This is a genomic window from Marinobacter sp. BW6 (assembly GCF_008107725.1).
GTDB lineage: Bacteria > Pseudomonadota > Gammaproteobacteria > Pseudomonadales > Oleiphilaceae > Marinobacter.
In genome coordinates this window covers 17,932-41,491 of record NZ_VIRN01000068.1, presented here as the reverse complement: position 1 = coordinate 41,491, position 23,560 = coordinate 17,932, and the positions used below count along the sequence as shown (strand labels likewise).

Here is a 23,560-nt window from a genome sequence, read left to right as displayed (position 1 = left end):
TGCAGCACCGGTCAGCCCAGTGCCGGTGCAAGCCAGGCCACCAGCGCCGTCAGAACCAGCAGTACTGGCAGTGCTATCAGCGCAAACAGGCCATTCCATCGAAACGCCACGACCCAACGGGGTATCTGCCCGAACCGCGACAACAGCATGACAGAGGGGCCGAAGGGCGACAGCATCATGGCCAGGGAAAAGCCAATCACCAGAGCCACGGCAACGGGCAGCAAGTCCATTCCCTCGGCCACCAGTTGGGGCAGTAATCCGGCCTGAACACTCAGTACCGTGATGGGAATGACCCCGATCATGGAGAACATGGGCATCATCAGCATGCCCACGACCGCGACAAGGAAAACACCACTGCCGGTGGCGACCAGACCCGCCAGCGCATCGGCTGGAATAACCGCGGACAGGGCCACACCGAGGATCGCAGAAGCGGCGAAAATGGCCATTTCATTCTGCATGGTCCATATCTGGCCGGCGCCTTCCCGCAGAACCGGCATCAACCCCCGCTCCTGCCAGAACATGTAAATCAGCGTTACGGTGGGCACGGACAGCATGGCCGCCACCGACACCTTGAATCCGGTCGTCGCTACCAGCCCCGCCATCACCGTGAATACCAGGAGAATAAGAAACAGAAGACGTCCCGTGCCCGGGAGCCAGCCTTCGACGGCGATGCGCTCACTGCTGACCCTGCGGAACCGGCGCTGTTCCAGCACCCAGCCAATCAGCACCATCAGAAGCGCCGCAACCAGCCCGAATGGCAGCAGCTGCGACCAGCTCAACTGGGGGAGTTCGCGGGTAAGAATGGCGACAGCGACGCTGGTTGGCGCAACCAGAGGCACCAGGGCAAACCCTCTCAGGGCGCTTATCAGGACGCTGCGCAACCACTGCAGGCGGGAGTCACCGGTGATTCCGCGCTCGCGCAGGGTTTCCGAAAGCGTTCCGCACAACAAATTCATCATCCCGAAACTCAGAACCGTCGCTACGCCGCAACTCACCAGGGCGTACTTGGGGTAGAGCAGGATTGGCTTGCCGCCCAGCAGCACGTCGTGAATCCGGCGCAACACTTCGAACCGGCGCACCAGGCACTGCATCATGCCCAGGCTACCCAGAAACGCGGAATAGAAGGCCGCGTCAGACGCTGCCTTAAGCAGCTGCCCGGCATCCAGAGACCCACGCCAGGCGAGGCCCGCCAGAACAATCAGGGCAATGACCAACAGCATCCTGGCATAAACCTGCAGGCGTCCGGCTCCCGCCAGAAAGGCGCAGACAAACATCACGCCCGCCAGGGCACTCAGTTCGCGGTGCCCGAGGCAGATAGCCACCAGCTCTGTCACCACCGCCAGAGAGACCAGCCACTGCAGCATAGCGCTCACGATAGGGGCACCTGGTCAGGTTTGAACACTGCTTGCATTTCCACAACACCCGGATTAGTCTTTCAACAACGAATTACAAAACTGTGTTTCGCTTAATGAAACATCAGTAACACAAAGATAGCACAGATTGGTCCGGCAGCCCTATAACCGGGCTTCCGATATTCGCTTTCAGGAGAACATAAAATGGCTTCCGCACCCTGGAATGATCTGCTGGGTTTCGATGCCCAACTGGACGAAACCGAGCGTCAGGTCCGTGACAGCATCCGCAGCTTCTGTGATGAGCAATTGATGCCCGGCATCACTGAGGCCAACCGGCACGAAAAGTTCGATCGCACCATCTTCAACCAGATGGGCGAACTCGGCATGCTGGGCGCAACTCTGCCAGAGGAATACGGTGGCCCCGGGCTGAACCATGTCTGCTACGGGCTTATCGCCCGGGAAGTGGAACGAGTGGATTCGGCCTACCGCTCGGCCCTCAGCGTTCAGTCTTCCCTGGTTATGTACCCAATCTACTCCTATGGCAAGGAAGCGATGAAAAAGCGCATCCTGCCAAAGCTGGCCTCCGGTGAATACGTTGGCTGCTTCGGCCTGACCGAACCCAACCACGGTTCTGATCCCGGCGGCATGGAAACCCGCGCGAAAAAGGTCGACGGCGGCTATCTGCTGAGCGGTTCCAAAACCTGGATCACCAACTCCCCCATTGCCGACGTCTGTGTGGTCTGGGCCAAACTGGATGGCAAGGTGAACGGCTTCGTTATCGAGCGTGAAGGGGCCAAAGGCCTGGACACCCCGAAGATTGACGGCAAGTTCTCTCTAAGGGCATCGGAAACCGGCTCCATCTTCATGGATGAGGTTTTCGTTCCGGAAGAGAACCACCTTGAGGTGGAAGGCCTGAAAGGTCCCTTCAGTTGCCTCAACAAGGCCCGCTTCGGCATTAGCTGGGGCTCACTGGGCGCCGCTGAATTCTGCTGGCACGCGGCCCGCAACTACACCCTCGAGCGCAAGCAGTTCGGCAAGCCGTTGGCTGCCAACCAGCTGATCCAGAAAAAGCTGGTGGACATGCAGACCGAGATCACCATTGGCCTGCAGGCCGCTTTGCAACTGGGCCGCATGATGGATGCCGGCACCGTGACGCCGGATGCCATTTCGTTGCTCAAGCGCAATAACTGCGGCAAAGCCCTGGACATCGCCCGGGTTGCCCGGGACATGCATGGCGGTAACGGCATTTCCGACGAGTACCACGTAATCCGCCACGTGATGAACCTGGAAGCCGTGAACACCTATGAGGGTACGCACGATGTCCACGCCCTGATTCTGGGGCGGGGCCAGACCGGTATTCCGGCTTTCAGCTGACTTTCAGATCAACGCGAACGAGGTTTTCCCATGAACTTGAACTACACCGCCGAGGAACTCGCCTTCCGTGACGAAGTCCGCGCGTTCCTGGATGAGAAGTTGCCGGCGGATATCGCCGCCAAGGTGAAAGGGTTCCGCCGGCTGTCCAAAGAGGACCACCAGCGCTGGCAGAAAATCCTCAGTGAACAGGGCTGGTACGCCACTCACTGGCCGGAAGAATATGGCGGTGTGAACTGGACCCCGGTTCAGAAGCACATCTGGGATGAAGAGTCCTCCCGCTACGGAGCACCGCGCTCCGTTCCGTTCGGCGTGAACATGGTGGCGCCGGTCATCATCAAGTTTGGCACCGAAGAGCAGAAGCAGAGATACCTGCCACGCATTGTCAGCGGCGAGGACTGGTGGTGCCAGGGCTACTCCGAGCCCGGTGCCGGTTCCGACCTGGCCTCTCTAAAGACCCGGGCGGTTCGTGACGGCGACCATTACATCGTGAATGGCCAGAAAACCTGGACCACCCTGGGCCAGCACGCCAACATGATTTTCTGCCTGGTGCGCACCAATACCGAAGTGAAAGCCCAGGAGGGCATTTCCTTCCTGCTGATCGACATGGACACACCGGGCATTACCGTGCGCCCCATCATCACCCTGGATGGCGAGCATGAGGTCAACGAAGTGTTCTTCGAGGATGTGAAAGTCCCGGTTGAGAACCTCGTGGGCGAGGAAGACAAGGGCTGGACCTACGCCAAGTACCTGCTGACCTACGAACGCACCGGTCTGGCCGGCATAGGCATTTCCAAGGCCGCATTGCAGCATCTGAAGGAACTGGCAACCCGCCGGATCAAGAACGGTCGCCCGCTGATTGAGGATGCCTCGTTCAGCCAGCGTATCGCCCAGGTTGAAATTGACCTGATGGCTGCGGCAATCAGCAACCTGCGCATTATCGCGTCCGTGGAAGGCGGCGGCATGCCGGGAGCGGAAAGCTCCATGCTGAAAGTCCGGGGCACCGAGATCCGCCAGACCATCAACGACCTGGCTCGCCGGGCCATTGGTCCCTATGCCATTCCCTTTGTGGAAGAGGAAATGGACCTGGATTACGACGGCGACTTCCTTTCTGACGAGAACGCCGCACCGGTGACTCCCCAGTACTTCAATAACCGCAAGCTGTCGATTTTCGGCGGATCCAACGAGATCCAGAAAAACATCGTGTCGAAAATGATTCTCGGGCTTTAAGGAGGCGACCATGGATTTCCGACTGAACGAAGAGCAGCAGATGCTGCAGGACACCGTGGCCCGCCTGGTGCGCGGTGAATACAGTTTTGAGAAACGCCTGGAATACAGCGAATCGGAGCTGGGTTTCAGCGCCGATTTCTGGAAACAGCTGGGTGAGCTGGGCCTCACCGCCGTGCCCTTCCCGGAAGAACTGGGTGGTTTTGGCGGCAGCGGCGTTGAGGTGCAGAGCGTGATGACCGAACTGGGTCGTGGCCTGTGCATTGAGCCCTACCTGCAATCCGTTGTTCTGGGTGGTGGGCTGATCAGTCAGGCCGGCAACAGCGAACAGCAGGAACAGTGGCTGGGCGGTATCGCCAGCGGAGAGGTGCGGGCGGCTGTTGGGCTTCAGGAGCCCCAGAGCTTCTATAACCTGAACGATGTAGAGACCCGGGCCGAGAAAACCGGTGACGGCTATACCCTAAACGGCCGCAAGGCGGTCGTAATTGGCGGCCATTGCGCCGATGTTCTGGTGGTGTCCGCCCGGACCTCTGGCGACAGCCGCGATGCCGATGGCATCAGCCTGTTCCTGGTCAGCTCGGACGACGAAGGCCTGGAGCGCCGGACCTACCCGACCATCGACGGCTCCAAAGGCTGCGACCTGTTTCTGAACAACGTCAAACTGGGCCCCGACGCCCTGCTCGGCGAGGAAGGAAAGGCTGCAGACGTCATCGAGTACCAGACCGGGCGCGCCATTTCCGCACTGTGTGGTGAAGCCGTGGGCGCCATGGAGGTGGCCTGTGACCTGACTCTGGAATACCTGAAGCAGCGCAAGCAGTTCGGCGTGCCCATCGGCAAGTTCCAGGTGCTACAGCACCGGATGGTGGACATGATGTCTGAGCTCGAACAGGCCCGGTCCATGGCCATCCTGGCGGCGAGCGTTGCCGACGAGCCCCAGAGCGACGAGCGCCGGCGAATTCTGGCTGCCGCCAAGAATGTCATCGGCCGCAGTGGCCAGTTCATTTCCGAGCAGGGTATCCAGTCCCACGGCGGTATCGGGATGACCTGGGAATACAACTTTGCCCACTACGCCAAGCGTCTCGTGATGATCAATCATCAGCTCGGCGATGATGACTTCCATCTGGAGCATTACGCATCGCTGTTGCAGGCAAGCTAGCCTGCTGATCAAGTCACCGGCCCCGATCAGACGGGGCCGGTGCTTCATGGCCCCTCAGCCCGTCGGTTTTGCTTTCTTCCACTCCTCTTCCTGCAGCGCTCGCCACATCAGTTTGCCAGTAGGCGACTTCGGCAGCTGGTCCACGAACTCAACAATGGTCGGCACCTTGTAGGTAGCCATATTTTCCTTGCACCAGGCGATGATGTCTTCGACCGTGGTCTGGCCCTCAGCCTCCGGTGTCAGAACAATACAGGCCTTGACCGTCTCACCCCGCTTGGGGTCCGGAGCAGAGATAATACAGACCTCGTGTATCGCCGGGTGTCGGTACATCAGTCCCTCGACTTCTGACGGCCAGACCTTGTAGCCCGAGGCGTTGATCATCCGTTTGACCCGATCGACCATGAAGAAATAGCCGTCTTCGTCGTAATAGCCCAGATCCCCGGTCCGGAAGAATCGTTTGCCGTCGATTTCCACAAACGCCGCTTCGGTTTCCGCCGGTCGATTCCAGTACCCCTGGGTAACCTGGGGCCCGCAGGAAACAATTTCCCCGGTCTCGCCCGGACCTTTCTCCTCCAGCGTATCGACATCAATGATCCGGCTGTCCACATCGAACACCGGGATGCCCAGGCACTGGGATTTGGGATGGCCATTGGGATTGATGTGAGTGGCCGCCATGGTTTCCGAAAGGCCGTAGCCCTCGATGTAGTCCAGCCCGGTCATCCGCTTGAGCTTTTCAGCCACGGCAGAGGGCATGGTCGCACCGCCGCCGCCAATCATGTTGAGGCTGCTCAGGTCGTACTTGCCAATATCGGGGTTGGAGAGGAAATCCACCGCCATGGTGACGATATTGGTCCAGCCAGTGACTTTGTAGCGCTCAATCAGTCTTGAGGCGGTGGTCCGATCCCAGCGAGTCATGATCACTGAGGCTGCGCCTGCCGCAATGGGGCCATTCATGGAACCGGTCATGCCGGTTACATGGAAGAACGGCAGTGTCGAGAGCTGCACGCTGTCTGGCGTGGTCAGGTTCCAGAATATCCGGTGGATGGCCGTGGCCATCACCGACCGATGGGTGTGCATGCAGCCCTTCGGTGCACCGGTGGTGCCTGAACTGTATGGAATTACCGCCAGGTCGTCCGGGGTGGCCGTGTGAGGTGTTGGTTTATGTCCGGCCGCCATGGCCGCCTCCCAGGTGACCACCCCCGGCATTTCCTGTGACCAGACCGGTGCCGCCACTTCAGCGGGAAGATCCAGATCCGTCTCGGGATCGATGTAGGTGCTGTAAGAGGCCACCACCACCTGTTCAAGATTGCTGTCGCCCATCATGGGTGCAATAAAGCCCGCCAGTTCCTGGCCGGCCAGGCAAACCGAGGCGCAGGTATCGGCAATGAAATGCTCCAGCTCCGCTGACCGGTTCATCGGATTAACCGGAATCACCACCGCATCGGCCCGCAGGATGGCGTAATAGGAGATCACGTACTGGGGTGAATTCTGCATATACAGCAGCACCCGATCGCCCTTCTTCACGCCTTGTGCCTGCAGGTAGCCCGCCATCGTTTCCACCTCTTCATTGAGGCGCCGGTAGGTAATGGGCGCGTCGTAGAAGATAATGGCAGTGTGGTCCGGGTAGCGCCGTGCCGAGATTTCCAGGTTGGTATAGACACTGGTTTTCGGCAGGGTCATGGTCTTCGGCAGCTCTTTCGGCCAGACCTTGTAGTGACGATCAAACATCTTGTTATTCTCCACGGTGAATCTGATAACTCAGGAATTCGCACCTTCGCAGGCAATCTTCCAGCCGGTCTCCGCCAGCAGGCTAGCCCGCTTGCCGACTTCCAGGGCATTGGCGTTCGCGGCATTGCCATCCAGGGCCCGCTTGTAGACGCCCTGCAGGATGGCCGCGAGGCGGAACAACGAGAACGCCAGGAACACATGCCAGTCTTCAATGCCTTTCCGACCCGTTCTGTCGCAGTAGCGGCGGATAATGGCCTGTTCGTCGGGAAGACCCAACGCCTCTAGGTTTTCACCCTGTAATCCGCGCATACCCTCCATATCGGCGGGCAGGTAGAAGGGCAGACAAAAATAGGCCAGGTCTGCCAGGGGATGACCCAGAGTGGACAGTTCCCAATCCAGAATGGCGATCACCTCCGGTCGGTCCGGCGCCAGCATCAGGTTGCCGAAGCGGTAGTCACCGTGGGCAATCGCGGTTTCATCCCTCGCTGGCAGATGCTCCGGTAACCAGGCCATCAGTTTGTCCATGGCCGGCAGGTCATCGGTTTTTGAGGCCAGGTACTGTTTGCTCCAGCGCGCGACCTGGCGCGCCACGTAGCCTTCCGGCCGTCCATAGTCGCCCAGGCCAACGGCGTTCACGTCCACGGAATGCAGCGCTGCCAGAGTATCGATGGCCGAATGGTAGGCCGGCAGGCGGTTCTCGCGATCAAGGTCCCGCAGCGCCGAGTGGGTGATGATCCGCCCCTCCAGAAAATCCATCACGTAAAAGGGCGTACCGATTACGGTGGCGTCCTCCCACAATGCCCGGACATTCGGCACCGGTACACTCGTGTGTTCAGACAGGGCCCGCATGACCTTGTATTCACGCTCTACCATATGGGCTGAGGGCAGAGTCTTTCCGGGGGGCTTCTTGCGCAGCACGTAGCGCCCGCTGTCGGTTTCCAGCAGGAACGTGGGGTTGGACTGTCCACCCTGAAACTGTTTTACCTCCAGGCGGTTGCCAAACTCCGGAAGGGCTTTCTGAAGCCATTCCAGGAGTCGGTTTTCGTCGAACTTGTGGGCTGGGAGGACGTCTACCAGTTCGGGGCTTGTTGTCATATTTCAGTAGCCTTCATTTCTGGGGCATCGGCAGGTGTTTCGTTAACTGATGGTTTCGCCGCCGTCGGCGACGATGACTTGGCCGGTTATGTAGGCGCTGGCTTTCGTGGACAGAAACACGGCCAAACCGGCGATATCCACCGGATCACCAATTCTGCGCAGCGGGGTTCTGTCTTCCGCCTGTTTCGCCCGCACCGGGTCTTCCCAGAGTGCTCTGGCGAAGTCGGTTTTGATCAGGCCTGGCGCGATGCTGTTGATCCGGATGCCTTTGGGGCCCCATTCAACGGCCAGGTTTCGGGCCAGGGCGGCTTCGGCGGCTTTGGATACACCGTAGGTGCCGATCACCGTGTTGCCTCGAAGGCCGGCAATGCTGGAGAGCAGCACCACAGCACCCTCGCCTTTTTCTGCCATCTGGGGTAGCACCATGTTGGTGAGCCAGAAGGTGCTTTTAACGTTGGTGTCCATGATCTTGTCCCAGGCGTCGTCGGTCATCTCCGCCGTGGTTCCATAGACCGGGTTGGTGGCAGCGTTGCACACCAGCACGTCGATGCTGCCCCAGGCTTCGTTGGTCTTGTCGACAAGATTCTGCAGGTCTTCTTTTCTGCCCACATGGCAGGCGATGGCCATAGCCTCGAAACCCTGCGCCCTCAGTTCGCCGGCAACCAGTTCACAGGCGTCGGCCTTGCGGCTGGAGATCACGACTTTCGCGCCACACCTGGCCATTTCTTCGGCGATCGAGCGGCCGATGCCTTTGGTGGAGCCGGTAATCACCGCGACTTTGCCGGTCATATCAAACAGTGAATTCTTCATCGTCAGATCCTCGTGGGCAGGCTCAGTGGTTCTGGATTCAGCGATACTGCCGAAGCTCCATCTTGGCGATCGAATCCATGTGCACCTCATCTGGCCCGTCCGCCAGGCGCAGCGTCCGCACCTTGGCCCATGCTTCGGCCAGGAAGGTGTCCTGGGAAACACCCGCACCGCCGTGCACCTGGATGGCCCGATCAATCACCTTCAAGGCCATGTTCGGTGCAATGACCTTGATCATGGCGATTTCCTGACGGGCCACCTTGTTGCCGACGGTGTCCATCATGTACGCGGCTTTCAGGGTCATCAGGCGGGCCTGCTCGATCTCCATACGGCTACGGGCGATGTCCTTGCGGATAGAGTCGAACTCCGACAGCTTCCGGCCAAAGGCCTCCCGGGCGTTGGCGCGCTTGCACATGAGTTCCAGTGCCCGTTCGGCCACACCGATAGTGCGCATGCAATGGTGAATTCGGCCTGGCCCCAATCGACCCTGGGCGATCTCGAAACCTCGGCCTTCACCCAGCAGCATATTGCTGGCCGGTACCCGCACGTTGTCGTAGTGGATTTCGGCGTGGCCGTGGGGGGCATGGTCGTAGCCGAACACATGCAGCGGGCGGATCATCTTCACACCAGGCGCATCCAGGGGGACCAGGATCATGGACTGCTGCTTGTGTTTCTCGGCATTTGGATCGGTCTTGCCCATGACAATGGCGATTTTCGAATTCCGGGTCATGGCGCCGGAGGACCACCACTTGCGACCGTTAACCACGTACTCATCACCCTCCCGGCGAATCTCGCAGGCGATGTTGGTGGCGTCGGATGAGGCCACGTCCGGCTCGGTCATGGAGAAGCAGGAGCGGATCTCACCATCCAGAAGCGGCTTGAGCCATTGCTCCTGCTGTTCCGCATTGCCGTAGCGGGCGATGGTTTCCATATTACCGGTATCCGGCGCCGAGCAGTTGAACACTTCCGGCGCCATGGCGGAACGACCCATGATTTCGCAAAGATGAGCGTATTCGAAGTTGCTGAGCCCCGCGCCGAATGTGCTGTCAGGCAGGAACAGGTTCCAGAGCCCGGCGGCTCTGGCCTTCTGCTTCAGTTCCTCAATAATGGGCACCGGCGCCCAGCGATCTTCCGCGTCTTCGATCTGCCGATGATGCTTCTCTTCGTTCGGATAAATGTGGGCAGCCATGAAGTCGTTTAACTCAGACTGCAGCTGTTTCGCCCTGTCAGACAGCTCGAACATTGCCGTTTCCTCTTGTTGTTTTCGGTAGTGACTGCCACAGCCCCCGGCAATCACCTGTGCAGATTTCGGCCGTCAGACCGGCACGCCCTCCGGCTTCTCACTGCCGGAGCGAATCCGGAACGTGGCCTCCCCAATCGCCAGAAGGTTGCCCTGATCGTCATGTACCTCGCCGGTGCTATTGAAGATCCGGCTTCCCCCCGCGCGCTTACGTCCGGTTACCCGGATCACACCTTCGGAGCATTGGCCAGTAAACGTGGTGGTAAGCGACAGGGTAATGGCTTTGCGCATCCTGCCCGGATACGGGCAGTAAGTGCCCGCTTGAGCCATGGCAATGTCCAGCAGAGAAGTCAGTACGCCGCCATGGATGACACCGCCAAGATTCAGATGACCTGGCCGGAGCTCAAGTTCGATGACTGCTTCGTTTTCTTCCCAGAACGCCTGCCGGTAGCCAAGCAGGCTGTGGAAGCCGGGCAGATCCTGCCCATCTGCAATGTGGCGGTTTTCCTCACTCATCGAATACTCATTCCAGGCTGGCCAGGAGGGCCATGTGTTGTATTTGTGATCCTGTTGTCTTCGTAATTTGTCACGCCTTACGGTTTTGAGTCAATATATTTGAAAGCTGGTTTCATCTAGTAAAACTCTATTGATCAAGAATGCAGAAAAATGAAAAGGACAATGAGTAGCAGGCAGAACTTCTCTCAGGTAGAAGCGAAACGAGGAATCCACTGAGCCGCTTTCGGGCTCTGGAATGGCTATTTCAAAGGGCCGACGGAAACACGTTCAATGGTCTACGCTTGCCGTAGGCCTGATTCGAAACCGGAACGGCAAACAACCTGTTGCAAAGCCACGATGTTGTGATAGATTCAGAGAATAAAATTCACCCTGCAGTTATGAGTTCTGCACAGTGAAACAAAAAGCAAAGCCACTACAACAATGAACGAGGCACACTCATGAAACTCTTTGCTACTGCTCGCAAGACTCTGACGGTGTATGCGTCAGCCCTTACCCTCGGTATTACCGCTGCACTTTCCGCAGCGCCCGCCGCTGCCCAGGACAGTTTCACCTGGAAGGTCCAGTCCCATTGGCCCGGCTCCAGCAGCTCCTACACAGACAGCCTTGGCCGCATCAAACGCGTTCTGGAAGAGCGCACTGATGGCCGTCTTAAGCTGCAACTTTACGAGGCCGGCGCCCTGTTCAAGGCCAAGGATACATTCAACGCCGTGAGCCGCGGCATCCTGGAGATGGGCACGATCTCCCCGTCTTATGCCCAGGACAAGGTTTCTCTGGCGGGTATCGCCTCAGGTCTGCCGTTTGCCTTCCGCAACGTCTGGGAAGCCGCCTACTTCCACCAGAACATGGGTTTCGAACAGATGCTCCGTGACGAAGCTGCAGAGCACGGTGTCTACTGGGCCACAGACAAGGTTTACCCGACCGAAATGGTCGTAAAAGAGCCGATCGAAAGCTGGGACGACTTCACCAGCCTGAAGATCCGTTCCTCCGGCGCCCTGCAAACTTTCCTGACTGAGGCCGGCGCGGCTGCTTCCTACATTCCGGGCAGCGAACTCTACTCTGCGCTGGATTCCGGCATTGTCGACGGTGCCCACTGGGGTGCTGCCCAGGGCGCTTACAGCATGGGCCTTTATGAAGTTGCCAAGTACCACGTGCAGCCTGCCCTGAACATTGCCGGCACCGACGTCATCATTGTCAGCCAGAAAGCCCTTGATAAGCTGCCGGAAGACATGCAGGACATCGTCAAGGACGCCCTCAATGAGCAGTTCTGGATCCGGACTAACGAGTACCAGTACAAGGAGCGCATCACTCTGGCCAAGGCTATCGAAGAGCAGGGCGTGCAACTCAATGTCCTCCCCGACGAGGTTCAGGACAAGCTGGTAGCCACCGCCCAGTCCATGTGGGATGAAGAAGGCAAGCGCAGCGAGAATGCCAAGAAGGCGCTTGAGATGCTGAAAGGCTACCTGGCCGACCTCGGCTACCTCTGATCAGCCATTGATCTGACCAAGGCCGGGGTTCTTGACCCCGGCCTTTCTGTCCCGGAACCAAACCAGCATCCCTTGGGAGATTGCCGTGAGTGTGATGATCGCCGCATTCATGAGAGGGGTTACCCGTCTCAATGATTTTATCGGCCGGTGGGTGGCCCTTCTGATTTTCGCGATGTTCGCGTTCCTGCTGCTTGAGGTCGGGTTCCGCTATCTGTTCAATTCCCCCACGGTCTGGACCAATGAACTGACCCAAATGCTGTTTGGTATTTATGCAGTCATGTCGGGCGGTTACATCATGGCCCATAGGGGCCATGTCAACGTGGATCTGCTGCACTCTCACCTTAAACCCAGGAAACGGGCGGCACTGGATATCGTGACTTCCCTCGTTTTCTTCATTTTCACGCTCGCCCTGTTGTGGTTCGGCATCGACATGGCCCAGGAGTCCATGTCGAGTTGGGAGACCTCCTATTCGGCCTGGAATCCCCCAATATGGCCGGTGAAGCTGGCCATTCCAATCGGCACCGGGCTGCTGGTACTGCAAGGCCTGGTGAAGCTGCTCGAAGACATCGCCGTGGCCTTCAATCTTGATTACTACACCCCCCAAGAAACCGAATCTGAAGGAGATCAGCTGTGAGCATCGAAGCCCTGACTCTCCTGTTTTTCGGCGCCCTGCTGTTTTTCCTGCTGCTGGGCCTGCCACTGGCGTTCGTGCTCGGCGGTGTCTCTGTGGTGTTCCTGTATTTCACCTGGGGCTTTGATTCCTTCTACATGGTGGCCTCTCAGATCTGGGGCACCATGGAAAGCTTTACCTTGGTCGCCATTCCTCTGTTCGTGTTCATGGCCATGATTCTGGAGCGCACCGGTGTGGCCAAGGACCTCTACCGGATGATGCACCTTTGGTGCGGCGGCCTGCGAGGTGGCCTTGCCCTGGGCACCCTTGGTATCTGTGCGGTGTTTGCCGCCATGGTGGGTATTAGCGGTGCGGCGGTGGTGGCCATGGGCACCATCGCCCTGCCGTCCATGCTTGAGCGGGGCTATGACAAGAGCATGGCCCTGGGCGTGATCAACACCGGCGGTGGCTGGGGCATCCTGATTCCGCCTAGCATTCTGATGATCCTCTACGCGCTGATCACCGGTGTTTCCGTCGGCAAGATGTTCGCCGCCGGCATCATGCCCGGAATCCTGCTGATGGTACTGACCGCCATCTACATTATCGTGCGCTGCCACCTGCAACCGGAACTGGCACCCGCGCTGCCGAAAGAAGAGCGTGGCACCTGGCCGGAGAAGTTCAGGGCATTGCGGGCGGTTCTGCTTCCGATCGGTGTTGTCGTGATGGTGCTGGGCTCCATTATCGGCGGCATTACCACCCCGACCGAAGCCGCTGCCATGGGCGTTCTCGGTGCCCTGATCTCGGCGGCTGTTTACAGGCAGTTCAAATGGAGCATTCTGAAAGAAGCCGCCATCCGCACCTTCAAGCTCACCGGCATGATCATGTGGATCCTGTTCGCCGCCCACGCGTTCAGCGCTGCGTACCAGAGCATGGGTGCCCAGGAGCTGATCGAGGGCCTGATGAACATGGTGCCCGGCGGCCCCTGGGGCATCATCATCGCCATGATGGTGATCGTGTTCCTGCTGGCCATGGTGCTCGACCCGGTGGGCATCATGCTGATCACCCTGCCGGTGTTCATGCCGATCGTGGAATCCCTGGGTTTCGATCCGATCTGGTTCGGCATCCTGTTCGTGATCAATATGGAAATCGGCTACATGACGCCACCCTTCGGCTTCAACCTGTTCTACCTGAAGGGCATCGTGCCGCCGTCGATCACCATGAAGGATATCTACAAGTCGATCATTCCCTTCGTGATTGTGGAGATCATCGGCATCATCCTGATCATGATCTTCCCGGAAATTGCCACCTGGCTGCCGGATCTTTTCTTCTGAACCAGGTAACAAAGCCAAAGTTGCCAGCCAATGCAGGTAAGCGCTAATCTCTTAGAGCCCCCGGCACAAGGAGTCCGGGGCGCCAACACAAGGAGAGAGACTATGTCCGGCCAATTACCTGCTTGCATCCGTACACCTTTAATTATCACACTGCTTACCCTGCTCGCATTGTTCTCCGCGGGCACCCAGGCCCAGAGCTTGTCAGATCAAACCATCTCGTCGTTTATCGATAGCCTGAAGGCCGCAGAGCGACTGGGTTCTGAGTTTGAGGATCTTGGTGATGAAATGGACTCACCAAACGATGGCTCAATGCCTGACTTTTCCAGCATGCTTTCCGACTCACTAAGCGAACTGGAAGGTCATCAGGCCTATGGCCAACTTGAGGATCTGGTTCAGGATCACGGTTTCAGCAACCTTGAAGAGTGGGCTTCGACTGGCGACCGCATCATCCAGGCCTGGATGGCCATTGAGATGGAGCAACAGAATCCCGCCGCCCGTCAGGAGATGAACGCGGCCATGGCAGAAATAGAGAACAGCCCACACATGACAGCCGAGCAAAAAGCGCAGATGCGGGCGATGATGCAAAGCGCCATGGGGGCGATGGAGACTGCCAGCAATGCGCCGCCCGCTGATGTGGAAGCGGTGCGCCCCCACGTTGAAGCCCTGAGGGAAGCGGGAAACTACTGACATTCCGGGTACCGGGAAAACAAAAGCCCGGCGGTCTAACCCGCCGGGCTTTTTATTTGCACAACGGCCATCAGGCCGCTCAGGCAATCATCACGACATCAGGTTGTAAACAAACACGATGGCAACCGCGATGGGTGTGACAAACCGGATCAGGTTGTACCACAGGGTGAAAGCACCACCCTGAAGGGCCAGATCGGTTTTCAGCGACTCCCTGGCGACGAACCAGCCGACAAACACCGCCGTCAGCAGACCGGAGAGTGGCAGCAGCACGTTGGCGGTAAAGAAGTCCAGCAGGTCAAAGATGGTCTTGCCTTCAAACCGCTCGAACATGGCAAGCGGCGCAACATCTGCCCAGACGTTGAGCGATAGAATCGAGGCAATACCCAGTCCCCAGCACAACACACCCACCAGAATGGCGCTGCCTGTGCGGGCCAGGCTGGTCTTTTCCTCAACCCACTCAACCACCGGCTCCAGCAGGGAAATACCGGAAGTCCAGGCGGCGAACAACAGCAGGATAAAGAACAGGGTGCCAAACAGTCCGCCCATGGGCATATTGCCAAAGGCCAGCGGCAAGGTCTGGAAAATCAGCCCGGGGCCGGCACCGGCTTCCAGGCCATTGGCAAAGACCACCGGGAAGATGGCGAGGCCGGCCAGGAGCGCGACAACGGTATCCATGATTGCAACGCTGACCGCCGTGCGGCCAATGGAAACATCCCGGCCCAGATAGGAACCGTAGGCCATCATGATGGCCATGCCCAGGCTAAGGGTGAAGAAGGCGTGGCCAAGGGCAATCAGAACCCCGTTGATGGTCAAAGCCCCAAAATCCGGCGTGAACAGGAAGCTGACGGCCTCACCAAAATGGCCCGTCGTGGTGGCATAGCCAACCGCCAACAACAGCAGGATGAACAGGGCCGGCATCAGGATGGTGACCGCCCGCTCCAGACCGCCTTTCAGTCCCTGGGAAACCACCAGGATCACAAGCGCCATAAAGAGGGTGTGCCAGAGCAGCAGCTGACCGGGGCTGGCCAGCAGGCTGCCAAACAGCTCGCCGATGGAATCTGCGGTGCCGCCGGTAAAGTCACCCATGGCGGCATGTCCTACGTAGGACGCCGCCCAGCCACCAATCACCGAATAGAACGAGAGGATCACGAACGCCGCGATCATCCCGATGATCGCAGATATCCGCCAGCCCGGGGCGCTGAGATTGCGCTCCGCTACCAGACGCATGCTGGTAATCGGGTTATGGCGACCATTCCGCCCGATAAACACTTCCGCCATCATGATGGGAATACCGATCACTGCGATACACAGCAGGTAAACCAGCACGAAGGCGCCACCACCGTTCTCGCCGGTAACGTAGGGGAACTTCCAGATATTACCGAGACCGACGGCCGAACCGGTTGCCGCCAGAATAAACGCCAACCGGGAAGACCAGAGACCACGGGCGGCCCCTGAACCGTTGCCCGAAACCGAGTTGGACTGAGTCATGTTGTGTTCCTGTGCTTTTGGCTGAGGAATGTCTTAAAAAGGGATAGCCACGGCGTTGCCGGGGCAATTGGGGCGGGATTCTGCCAGCACTGACGCGTCGATGCCAGTGCTGGCGCCCTCCCGAGCCGGGTTGATCCGGTGGGGGGAAAAGTAAGGGAAAGCTAACTAGCCGTTTTTGCTGATAAACCTGGCGATCAGGTCTTTCAGGCCACGGGACATGGCGCTGAGCCGGTCACTGCTCTGCTTGGCAGAGTCCGCCTGGGCGTCGCTGTGGTCCGCCAGCTCGGCAATGTTGGTAATCTGACGATTGATCTCGTCGGATACCTGTCCCTGCTCCTCAAAGGCCGCCGACATGCTGATAAAGCTGTCGGAAATGGTCTGGATCGATGTCACGATGTCCCGCAGGGAATTTTCGGCTCCCCGCACCTTTTCAAGACCCTGGCCGGCCACGGCCTCGCCGTCCCGGGTTGCCTGAACCGCCGAGTCCACCTGCTGCCGAAAATCGTCGATGACGTTCTGAATCCGCACGGTGGAATCCCGCGTCCGACGGGCAAGAGATCGCACTTCATCCGCTACAACCGCAAAACCACGACCCTGTTCACCCGCGCGCGCCGCCTCAATGGCCGCGTTCAGAGCCAGCAAGTTGGTCTGCTCGGCAATCTCGGAAATCAGGTTGGCTGCTTCGCCAATACTGTTGGTGGACTCACCCAGCTTGCTGATCGTTGCGCCAATCCCGTTTACCCGGGTTACCAGCGCCTCAATAGCCACCAGCGCTTCAGCGCTCCGGTCGCTGCCAACACCAGCCAGACGATTGGCTTCCTCGGCTTCCCGGGCATTGCTGGTAACCGACTCGGCCACCTCCTGAATCGAGGCGGTCATTTCATTGATGGCCGAGGCCGTCTGGTCCGTTTCCGCCCGTTGTCGGGCAATGGCCGATGCACCATCACTGATATAACCGTGGGAAGCTCGTGCCTGCTCATAGAGCAGTTCCGCCTGGTCATCAATCCGCGCCAGAGCGGTGCGAACCCGGGCCTCTTCACTCACCAGCAACAGCGACAGCTGCGAGAACAGTCCTCGCTCATCACTGTAGGTACGGGCAACGATGGGATCGCGGAAGGCATCGGGTCGCAGATCCAGCAGCCTGCGCAAGCGGGCCGCCAGGGAACTGAACACCAGGCCGAACCCCAAGGCGTGACCGATCACAATCAAGCCCGTCGCCAGCCAGGGCTGGTTGAGTTGAAGAGCCCCCAGACTCAACACCAGAGAGACCAGGAACGGCCAGCCGGAACGAAGCATCGACAACGCTCGGTTACTGAAAGATGAGGTCATTTTGCCGGCAGAAATCTTGCCATAAAGCCGCTCAGCCCGGGCAATCTGCTCGCGGGTTGGCTCGACCCGCACCGATTCGTAGCCCACCATCTGGCCGTTCTCACGAATCGGTGTGACGTAGGCGCTTACCCAGTAATGGTCGCCGCTCTTCGCGCGGTTCTTGACCACACCCATCCAGGCCTTCCCGGCCTTCAGGTAATCCCACATATCCTTGAACACGGCCTGGGGCATGTCCGGATGGCGGATAATGTTGTGGGCCTGTCCAACCAGTTCTTCCCGGGAAAAGCCGCTGATTTCCACAAACTCTTCGTTACAGTAAGTGATCACCCCTTTCATATCCGTGGTGGTAATCAAACGCCCGCCTTTATGCATTTTGATTTCACGCTGGGTGACCGGGAGATTCTTACGCATAAACAGACCTTCTGACTCGGAGCTGACCACGGGAATAAAAACAGGCGCACGAGGGTAGCCTCTGATGAACATCATTGATATTCATCAAAGGTTACTCTGCGTATGGGAGTGTAACGGCAGGGGTTTCCGGAACCTTAGTGCGTGCAGATACTTATGTCGAAACCGCCAGCCGGGCCCGGGGATGGAAGCGTGCGTTTACCCAGAGCGAGAACGCGATCACGCCGCCCCCGATCGCCAGCCTGAGCAGATCGGCATCACGGTTCCAGATTAGCAGGTTCACAATCAGGCCCGCAGGCACCAGTGCATTGTTCATGATGGCAAGGGTGCCGGCATCAACCACACAGGCACCGCGATTCCACAGGAACAGACCCAGGCCAGAGGCAGCAAGCCCCAGCCACGCCAGAATGCCCCACTGCACCGGTGTGGTCGGCAGTTTGTCGGCGTTGCCGAAAATCATGAAGGATGGCAGGGCAATGATCAGGGCACCCAAGAAGAAATAGCCGAAGGTGCGGTAGCCCGGCATGCCGGTCGAGTAATGCTGCATCACATGCTTGTAACCCACCTGACCGGCCGCAAAGGTAAAGTTCGCGACCTGCAGCAACAGAAAGCCGGTGATGAAGTCCTCACTGAGCCCGTCGTAGCGTATGATACCCGCCCCGACCGTTGCGATGGCTGCGGCCAGAAGCGCCACCGGGGAGAACCGGCGAAACAGGGCGTCATCCAGCAGGGTCACATACAGCGGGGTGAAAATCGTGAACAGCAGTACTTCCGGGACGGTCAGGTAGCTGAAGGACCGGTAAAGACATAGATAGGTAATACCGAACTGCAACATGCCGGTTACCAGGATGCCCAGTTTCTGTCCGGATGGCACGCCACGCCAGCGGGTGAACGGCAGAAACACCAGAGCACCGAGCAGAACACGGCTGAGCACCGCAAAATCGCTGTCCACCTGGCCGGCCAGAAATTCGCCGATCAGACTGAATGAAAACGCCCACAGAACCGTTACAAAAACCAGAAGTCCCATCGCCACTGCCATCTGTTGTGATCAAGGCGCGTACTTTAACGGTTTTGGGAGAAACTTGCAGTGCAGAAACACGGGATAGCACCCTATGGATGAAATCCACCAGCCACTTCCGGAACCCCGACAGCCGCTGGTCGCCAGAACGCTCACCGAGTGGCGAACCCTCGCCATTCTGGGCGGGCCGATCCTGATCGCCCAGGTCGCCCAGATGGCCAACGGCGTGATCGATACCATCATGGCCGGTCACGCCAGTGCTGAGGATCTGGCGGCAGTGGGTATTGGCAGCAGCCTGTGGATGCCCCTGTTCCTGTTCTTCATGGGCATGCTGGGTGCTCTGCAACCCATTATTTCCGGTTACAACGGTGCCCGGGAGGTTGGGAAAATCATGCCTGCCACCTGGCAGGGCCTGTATCTTGCCGCCGCCGGGGCCGTCGTCATGATCCTGCTGCTTACCCATGTGCACCCAGTCCTGGCGCTTCTGAACCTGGAAGCCAACACCGCGCGCATTACCCAAGGCTATCTGGACGCCTTTGCCTGGGGCGTACCGGCCCTACTTCTACTCACAGCGCTCAGGGGCCTGACTGATGGCCTCGGGCACACCCGCGTGATCATGGTGTTCTCTGTTGTCAGCACACTGATCAACCTGCCCATGAACTACATCTTCATCTACGGCAAGCTGGGTCTGCCGGCGATGGGCGGGGTTGGCTGTGGCTGGGCAACGTCCATTTCCAACGGCGTTGCGGCGATGGCATTGCTGGTGTACCTGAATCGCAGCCGTGTTTACCGTCAGTTCCACCTGATCTCCGATTGGGTGAAGCCGGATCCGGCAGGCATTCGCTACATCCTGGGCATCGGCGTGCCTATCGGCTTTACCATCTTCGTTGAGGCCAGCCTGTTCTCGGTGATCGCCCTGTTTCTGGCGCCGCTTGGCCCGGTGGTGGTCGCCGGCCACCAGATTGCCCTGAACGTGGTTTCTTTACTGTTCATGCTGCCATTGAGTATCGGCATGGCGCTGACGCTGCGGGTCAGCTTCCTGATGGGCGCCCGGGCGCCAGCCACCGCAAGGCTGATTTCCCGCAGCTCGCTGATTCTCGCCGCGGCTACGGCGCTGGTCTTTGCCATATTGCTGTTCGTCTTCTCCCGGGAGATCGCGGCTCTCTACACCAGTGATACCGAGGTTCAGTCGGTCACCATCAGGCTCCTTATATTCGCGGCTCTATTCCAGATTGCCGATGTTATCCAGGTAACCTGCATCAGCGCGTTGCGGGGCTATAAAGACACCCGCATTCCGATGTTCATCATGCTGTTTTCCTTCTGGGGTGTGGGTCTGCCCCTGGGGTATCTGCTGACCTTCACGGACTGGCTGGTGCCGGCCATGGGAGCCGCCGGCTTCTGGGTAGGCCTGACTGGCGGGCTGGCATCTGCCAGCATTCTGTTGGGATGGAGACTGTTCCGCTATGCCCCAAACGGCGGTCAGGCGGTTCCTACCGCTGGTTGCGGCGCCCCTTGAGGATCCGCGAAGACGATTCGGTCCCGCCCGGTTTCCTTGGCTTCGTAAAGCGCAGCATCGGCCCGGGCCAGCCAGCCATCAACACTCTCGCCATGGCGGAGCAGCGCCACGCCAAACGAGGCCGTGACCGAACCGCCCGGGTGTTTCATGTATTTGCGCATAACCTGCTGCAGGTTATTCATCACCGCCTTGAGGCCAATGCCATCCACGCCCGGAAGAAGCAATACAAATTCTTCACCGCCATACCGGAACAGCTGGTCTGACTTGCGCGTGTTCTGTTTCAGCAGGGCAACCAGATCTGTAAGCACATCATCGCCGACACCATGGCCATGCTCGTCGTTGATCTTCTTGAAATGATCGATGTCCAGCAAAACCAGGGCATAGGGCAGCCCGGTGCGCTCGGCATTGGCTGCGGCCAGATCCAGTTCCTGATCCATTGAACGCCGGTTCTTGATGCCGGTGAGCGGATCAATCGTTGCCAGGTGTTCCAGACGTTCCCGCTGATCGTGATTCCTGTGGGCAAATACATAGGCGCAGGCACTGACCACAAAGGCAGTTGAGGCAAACGACCACATCTGGACGTCAGAGCGGAAGGCACCGCCATGAACCATCAGGGCTACGACGGAAGCGACGTTCAAAAACACCGCGATACGGGGATTGGCGAGGAAGAAAGTAGTTACAAGACAGGGATAGAGCCAGAAAAGCCCGGGTTCGCCCACCACGGCACCAACCGTTACCGCGCCGCTGCAAGCAATAATCGCAAGCACCAGACCGCTTCTTCGGGTATCCCCACTGGCCCACGCGTAAATGAGCGTGATAAGAATGCCAATAAGAATAGCCGTGTCGACAAAACCCGCAAGCGCATTACCCTGCATAAAGCGCATCGCAGCGAAAGGCGTAATACCCAATATCGCGCTGGCACCCAACAAAGTAATGATCGACAACCTGAAATCGGTCTTAAGGCGATGGAGCATTTATCGTTCTGGTCCGACAAAGATGTGATTCTGAGTTCAAGAATAGCGGAAGACTTTTGAACGGTCGCTAAAAAACACTTTTCTTTACAATTTTATCCCAAAAGCTGGTTCAGGGGTGGCTCCCATAGAACGTTCATTTCCGAAAAGACCGTTCCCGTAAACCCACACTAAGTGTTCAGCACAATAACCATCAAAACAATAATTTGAAGTGAAACGAAACGAGGGATAGGCATCATTGTTGTTGCCCTACAAAGCGATCATAATTTGCTCAAAACGCAATGATACAGGATCCAATGTTGCCCAATCTCACCGAAGAAGCGCGTCGCCTCAACGACGAATTTGCCATCCACATAGTTGATGACGAGCCAAACATCCTACGAAGTATCCGCCGGCTGCTCGGCAGGGCCGGTTACCAGACACACCTGCACCATTCAGCCTCTGAATTTCTGCACGAATACGATGGAAGCCCTGCCTGCTTGATACTGGATCTCAAAATGCCAGGCATGGGAGGGGAACTGCTGGTTTCGCACATTCTTCAAGAGAATATGAATCTTGTGGTCCTTGTTGTTACGGCGCATGCCTCGATAAGGTCAGCGGTGTTCCTGACCAAGGCCGGTGTCGTTGACGTCATCGAGAAGCCATTCGATAACGCCAGGTTGCTCGAAGCCGTGCACAAGATGACTCAGAATGCGCGACGTATTTTTGCAAAGAGGGCATTGACTGATGACTTCACAGCGAGGATGTCGAGCCTCTCGAGAAGAGAATATGACGTATTTAACCTGCTTCTTTCAAACTTATCCAGCGCCGAGATTGCCAAACAGCTGGGCCTGAGCAAAAAAACCGTCGACATTCACCGCTCCCGGGTCATGGACAAAATGGGAACGGCATCCGTTGCTGAGCTTATCGTGAATTGGACCACCCTGGTAAAAACCGACTAAGGCATTTTCGCTCTCAAATTCCATCCGTCTTAGTATCTTAAATATCAGCCCCAAACCGACCTATAGGGACGCATCCCTATAGCAGACCGGTGGTCAGTTCGACAAAAATCACATTAACCGGCACGTAGTGTATTTGAAATAGACATAGAACCCGGTTGCACTGAACAGATTTGCTCGAAAAAGTGACTCTAAAAGCCTGATGGAAATCACAAGAAACACGCTTGAAGAGCTAGCCAATTTATATAAAAACCGAATTTTGGGGACTGGACTGGCTGATTGTCTACGCAAATTACAATAACCATGGAATTTGAAACCATGAATTACAAAGCAAGCGTTTCAAATGCATCTTATATGATTGATGATGCACTCAGCAGATGCCCGGGAGCACACTTGCAGCTAACCAACCAAATTTTCCAGAGCGAGTCTTAACGATGACCAGCCTGTCCCATCAGCAAGCTGATCCAGCACTACTGAACAAACGACTGGAAGAGGCCAAAAGGCAGTTGATGCAGTCCGAGAAGCTCGCGGCCATTGGACAATTGGCTGCTGGAGTCGCGCATGAAATCAACAATCCGGTGGGCTACGTCTATTCCAACCTTCAGACCCTTGAAGGCTACCTGACTGACCTCTTCCGGTTGACGAATGCGGTGGATTCAGCCGAATCACTGGACGACCTGCAACTGATCAAAAAGAACCTGGATTACGACTATCTTCGGGAAGATCTGAAAGACCTAATTTCGGAGTCCAGAGAAGGAATTGAGCGAGTAAAAACCATCATCGCCGCGATGAAAGATTTTTCCTACATTGAGGAAGAGGACTTCAAGCCGGCAGACATTCACAAGGGCATTGAAACCACTCTTAATGTGGTTAACAACGAATTGAAATACAAGGCGGAGGTGGTGCGTGATTTTGATGATCTTCCGAACGTGGAATGCATCATCTCCCAAATCAATCAGGTGATCATGAATCTGCTGGTCAACGCCGCCCACGCCATCGAAGATTTCGGGCAGATCCATATCCGCACCCGGGCGAGCGGGGACAATGTCATCATAGAAATCGAGGACACGGGTCAAGGCATTTCCGAGGAAAACCTGAACCGTATTTTCGAGCCATTTTTCACAACCAAGCCTATTGGCAAGGGCACTGGCCTGGGTCTTTCACTGTCGTTCAATATCATTGAAAAGCACAACGGCCTCATCGACGTGGACAGCCGCCCCGGTGAGGGTACCTGTTTCCGAATCACTCTCCCGATCAACCAACCACTGACGCCTGAAGCCGAATGATC

At 57.7% G+C, this 23,560-nt stretch carries 20 protein-coding genes; 10 read left to right on the top strand and 10 right to left on the bottom strand.

The window, feature by feature from the left end:
• Window positions 1–11: 11 nt before the first annotated feature.
• Window positions 12–1,364, bottom strand: coding sequence for a hypothetical protein (locus FMN52_RS17010; RefSeq protein ID WP_205424969.1), 1,353 nt, complete (start codon window positions 1,362–1,364; stop codon window positions 12–14).
• 192 nt (window positions 1,365–1,556) lie between these two features.
• On the opposite strand from FMN52_RS17010, the gene FMN52_RS17005 reads away from it, so the two are divergent.
• The 3 genes from FMN52_RS17005 to FMN52_RS16995 are packed head-to-tail and all read left to right on the top strand — an operon-like array spanning window position 1,557 to window position 5,106.
• Entirely contained in the window at window positions 1,557–2,726 is a 1,170-nt protein-coding gene (locus FMN52_RS17005) for an acyl-CoA dehydrogenase (RefSeq protein WP_148609813.1), read from the top strand.
• 30 nt (window positions 2,727–2,756) lie between these two features.
• Entirely contained in the window at window positions 2,757–3,953 is a 1,197-nt protein-coding gene (locus FMN52_RS17000; protein ID WP_148609812.1) for an acyl-CoA dehydrogenase family protein, read from the top strand.
• 10 nt (window positions 3,954–3,963) lie between these two features.
• Window positions 3,964–5,106 carry an acyl-CoA dehydrogenase gene (locus FMN52_RS16995; RefSeq protein WP_148609811.1) on the top strand — a complete coding sequence of 381 codons (1,143 nt, stop codon included), beginning with the start codon at window positions 3,964–3,966 and terminating at the stop codon, window positions 5,104–5,106.
• Between the two features lie 54 nt (window positions 5,107–5,160).
• On the opposite strand, the gene FMN52_RS16990 is transcribed toward FMN52_RS16995, so the two are convergent.
• The 5 genes from FMN52_RS16990 to FMN52_RS16970 form a co-directional block, all read right to left on the bottom strand.
• Window positions 5,161–6,834 (bottom strand): long-chain fatty acid--CoA ligase, encoded by a 1,674-nt coding sequence (locus tag FMN52_RS16990; protein ID WP_148609810.1) that lies wholly within the window; start codon window positions 6,832–6,834, stop codon window positions 5,161–5,163.
• Between the two features lie 30 nt (window positions 6,835–6,864).
• A complete protein-coding gene (locus FMN52_RS16985; protein WP_148609809.1) occupies window positions 6,865–7,929 on the bottom strand; it encodes a phosphotransferase in 1,065 nt (354 codons plus the stop codon).
• Between the two features lie 42 nt (window positions 7,930–7,971).
• Window positions 7,972–8,739, bottom strand: coding sequence for an SDR family oxidoreductase (locus FMN52_RS16980; RefSeq protein ID WP_148609808.1), 768 nt, complete (start codon window positions 8,737–8,739; stop codon window positions 7,972–7,974).
• A 37-nt stretch (window positions 8,740–8,776) separates the two neighbouring features.
• Window positions 8,777–9,979 (bottom strand): acyl-CoA dehydrogenase family protein, encoded by a 1,203-nt coding sequence (locus FMN52_RS16975; RefSeq protein WP_148609807.1) that lies wholly within the window; start codon window positions 9,977–9,979, stop codon window positions 8,777–8,779.
• A gap of 72 nt (window positions 9,980–10,051) precedes the next feature.
• Window positions 10,052–10,492, bottom strand: a complete 441-nt coding sequence (locus tag FMN52_RS16970) for a PaaI family thioesterase (RefSeq protein WP_148609806.1) — start codon at window positions 10,490–10,492, stop codon at window positions 10,052–10,054.
• A gap of 437 nt (window positions 10,493–10,929) precedes the next feature.
• Between FMN52_RS16970 and dctP the strand changes: the two genes are divergently transcribed.
• The 4 genes from dctP (at window position 10,930) to FMN52_RS16950 (ending at window position 14,604) form a co-directional block, all read left to right on the top strand.
• On the top strand, window positions 10,930–11,976 hold the full coding sequence (gene dctP, locus FMN52_RS16965; protein WP_148609805.1) for a TRAP transporter substrate-binding protein DctP: 1,047 nt from the start codon (window positions 10,930–10,932) through the stop codon (window positions 11,974–11,976).
• A gap of 94 nt (window positions 11,977–12,070) precedes the next feature.
• Window positions 12,071–12,610 carry a TRAP transporter small permease subunit gene (locus FMN52_RS16960; RefSeq protein WP_148610083.1) on the top strand — a complete coding sequence of 180 codons (540 nt, stop codon included), beginning with the start codon at window positions 12,071–12,073 and terminating at the stop codon, window positions 12,608–12,610.
• Complete coding sequence (locus FMN52_RS16955) at window positions 12,607–13,917, top strand: TRAP transporter large permease subunit (RefSeq protein ID WP_148609804.1); 1,311 nt, start codon at window positions 12,607–12,609, stop codon at window positions 13,915–13,917. Before FMN52_RS16960 ends, FMN52_RS16955 begins: the two co-directional genes overlap by 4 nt.
• Before the next feature lie 102 nt (window positions 13,918–14,019).
• Window positions 14,020–14,604, top strand: a complete 585-nt coding sequence (locus tag FMN52_RS16950; RefSeq protein ID WP_148609803.1) for a hypothetical protein — start codon at window positions 14,020–14,022, stop codon at window positions 14,602–14,604.
• 90 nt (window positions 14,605–14,694) lie between these two features.
• On the opposite strand, the gene FMN52_RS16945 is transcribed toward FMN52_RS16950, so the two are convergent.
• The 3 genes from FMN52_RS16945 to FMN52_RS16935 all read right to left on the bottom strand — a co-directional run bounded on the left by FMN52_RS16945 (window position 14,695) and on the right by FMN52_RS16935 (window position 18,856).
• Window positions 14,695–16,092 (bottom strand): sodium-dependent transporter, encoded by a 1,398-nt coding sequence (locus tag FMN52_RS16945; RefSeq protein WP_148609802.1) that lies wholly within the window; start codon window positions 16,090–16,092, stop codon window positions 14,695–14,697.
• A gap of 165 nt (window positions 16,093–16,257) precedes the next feature.
• Window positions 16,258–17,832 carry a PAS domain-containing methyl-accepting chemotaxis protein gene (locus tag FMN52_RS16940; RefSeq protein ID WP_148609801.1) on the bottom strand — a complete coding sequence of 525 codons (1,575 nt, stop codon included), beginning with the start codon at window positions 17,830–17,832 and terminating at the stop codon, window positions 16,258–16,260.
• A 151-nt stretch (window positions 17,833–17,983) separates the two neighbouring features.
• Complete coding sequence (locus FMN52_RS16935; protein ID WP_148609800.1) at window positions 17,984–18,856, bottom strand: carboxylate/amino acid/amine transporter; 873 nt, start codon at window positions 18,854–18,856, stop codon at window positions 17,984–17,986.
• An 85-nt stretch (window positions 18,857–18,941) separates the two neighbouring features.
• On the opposite strand from FMN52_RS16935, the gene FMN52_RS16930 reads away from it, so the two are divergent.
• A complete protein-coding gene (locus FMN52_RS16930; protein WP_148609799.1) occupies window positions 18,942–20,363 on the top strand; it encodes an MATE family efflux transporter in 1,422 nt (473 codons plus the stop codon).
• Here the strand turns inward: FMN52_RS16930 and FMN52_RS16925 are convergent.
• Window positions 20,327–21,337, bottom strand: coding sequence for a GGDEF domain-containing protein (locus FMN52_RS16925; RefSeq protein ID WP_148609798.1), 1,011 nt, complete (start codon window positions 21,335–21,337; stop codon window positions 20,327–20,329). The genes FMN52_RS16930 and FMN52_RS16925 overlap by 37 nt on opposite strands.
• 296 nt (window positions 21,338–21,633) lie before the next feature.
• Between FMN52_RS16925 and FMN52_RS16920 the strand changes: the two genes are divergently transcribed.
• Complete coding sequence (locus tag FMN52_RS16920) at window positions 21,634–22,275, top strand: response regulator (protein WP_162525038.1); 642 nt, start codon at window positions 21,634–21,636, stop codon at window positions 22,273–22,275.
• A gap of 431 nt (window positions 22,276–22,706) precedes the next feature.
• The gene (locus FMN52_RS16915) at window positions 22,707–23,558 is read left to right on the top strand and encodes an ATP-binding protein (RefSeq protein ID WP_205424962.1); all 852 of its coding nucleotides are present in this window, start codon (window positions 22,707–22,709) and stop codon (window positions 23,556–23,558) included.
• Window positions 23,559–23,560 lie beyond the last annotated feature (2 nt).

Bases quoted from the DNA above. Each gene is read 5' to 3' on its own strand.
- FMN52_RS17010 (WP_205424969.1), bottom strand. From the start codon at position 1,364: ATGCTGCAGTGGCTGGTCTCTCTGGCGGTGGTGACAGAGCTGGTGGCT.
- FMN52_RS17005 (WP_148609813.1), top strand. From the start codon at position 1,557: ATGGCTTCCGCACCCTGGAATGATCTGCTGGGTTTCGATGCCCAACTG.
- FMN52_RS17000 (WP_148609812.1), top strand. From the start codon at position 2,757: ATGAACTTGAACTACACCGCCGAGGAACTCGCCTTCCGTGACGAAGTC.
- FMN52_RS16995 (WP_148609811.1), top strand. From the start codon at position 3,964: ATGGATTTCCGACTGAACGAAGAGCAGCAGATGCTGCAGGACACCGTG.
- FMN52_RS16990 (WP_148609810.1), bottom strand. From the start codon at position 6,834: ATGTTTGATCGTCACTACAAGGTCTGGCCGAAAGAGCTGCCGAAGACC.
- FMN52_RS16985 (WP_148609809.1), bottom strand. From the start codon at position 7,929: ATGACAACAAGCCCCGAACTGGTAGACGTCCTCCCAGCCCACAAGTTC.
- FMN52_RS16980 (WP_148609808.1), bottom strand. From the start codon at position 8,739: ATGAAGAATTCACTGTTTGATATGACCGGCAAAGTCGCGGTGATTACC.
- FMN52_RS16975 (WP_148609807.1), bottom strand. From the start codon at position 9,979: ATGTTCGAGCTGTCTGACAGGGCGAAACAGCTGCAGTCTGAGTTAAAC.
- FMN52_RS16970 (WP_148609806.1), bottom strand. From the start codon at position 10,492: ATGAGTGAGGAAAACCGCCACATTGCAGATGGGCAGGATCTGCCCGGC.
- dctP (WP_148609805.1), top strand. From the start codon at position 10,930: ATGAAACTCTTTGCTACTGCTCGCAAGACTCTGACGGTGTATGCGTCA.
- FMN52_RS16960 (WP_148610083.1), top strand. From the start codon at position 12,071: ATGATCGCCGCATTCATGAGAGGGGTTACCCGTCTCAATGATTTTATC.
- FMN52_RS16950 (WP_148609803.1), top strand. From the start codon at position 14,020: ATGTCCGGCCAATTACCTGCTTGCATCCGTACACCTTTAATTATCACA.
- FMN52_RS16945 (WP_148609802.1), bottom strand. From the start codon at position 16,092: ATGACTCAGTCCAACTCGGTTTCGGGCAACGGTTCAGGGGCCGCCCGT.
- FMN52_RS16940 (WP_148609801.1), bottom strand. From the start codon at position 17,832: ATGCGTAAGAATCTCCCGGTCACCCAGCGTGAAATCAAAATGCATAAA.
- FMN52_RS16935 (WP_148609800.1), bottom strand. From the start codon at position 18,856: ATGGGACTTCTGGTTTTTGTAACGGTTCTGTGGGCGTTTTCATTCAGT.
- FMN52_RS16930 (WP_148609799.1), top strand. From the start codon at position 18,942: ATGGATGAAATCCACCAGCCACTTCCGGAACCCCGACAGCCGCTGGTC.
- FMN52_RS16925 (WP_148609798.1), bottom strand. From the start codon at position 21,337: ATGCTCCATCGCCTTAAGACCGATTTCAGGTTGTCGATCATTACTTTG.
- FMN52_RS16915 (WP_205424962.1), top strand. From the start codon at position 22,707: ATGACCAGCCTGTCCCATCAGCAAGCTGATCCAGCACTACTGAACAAA.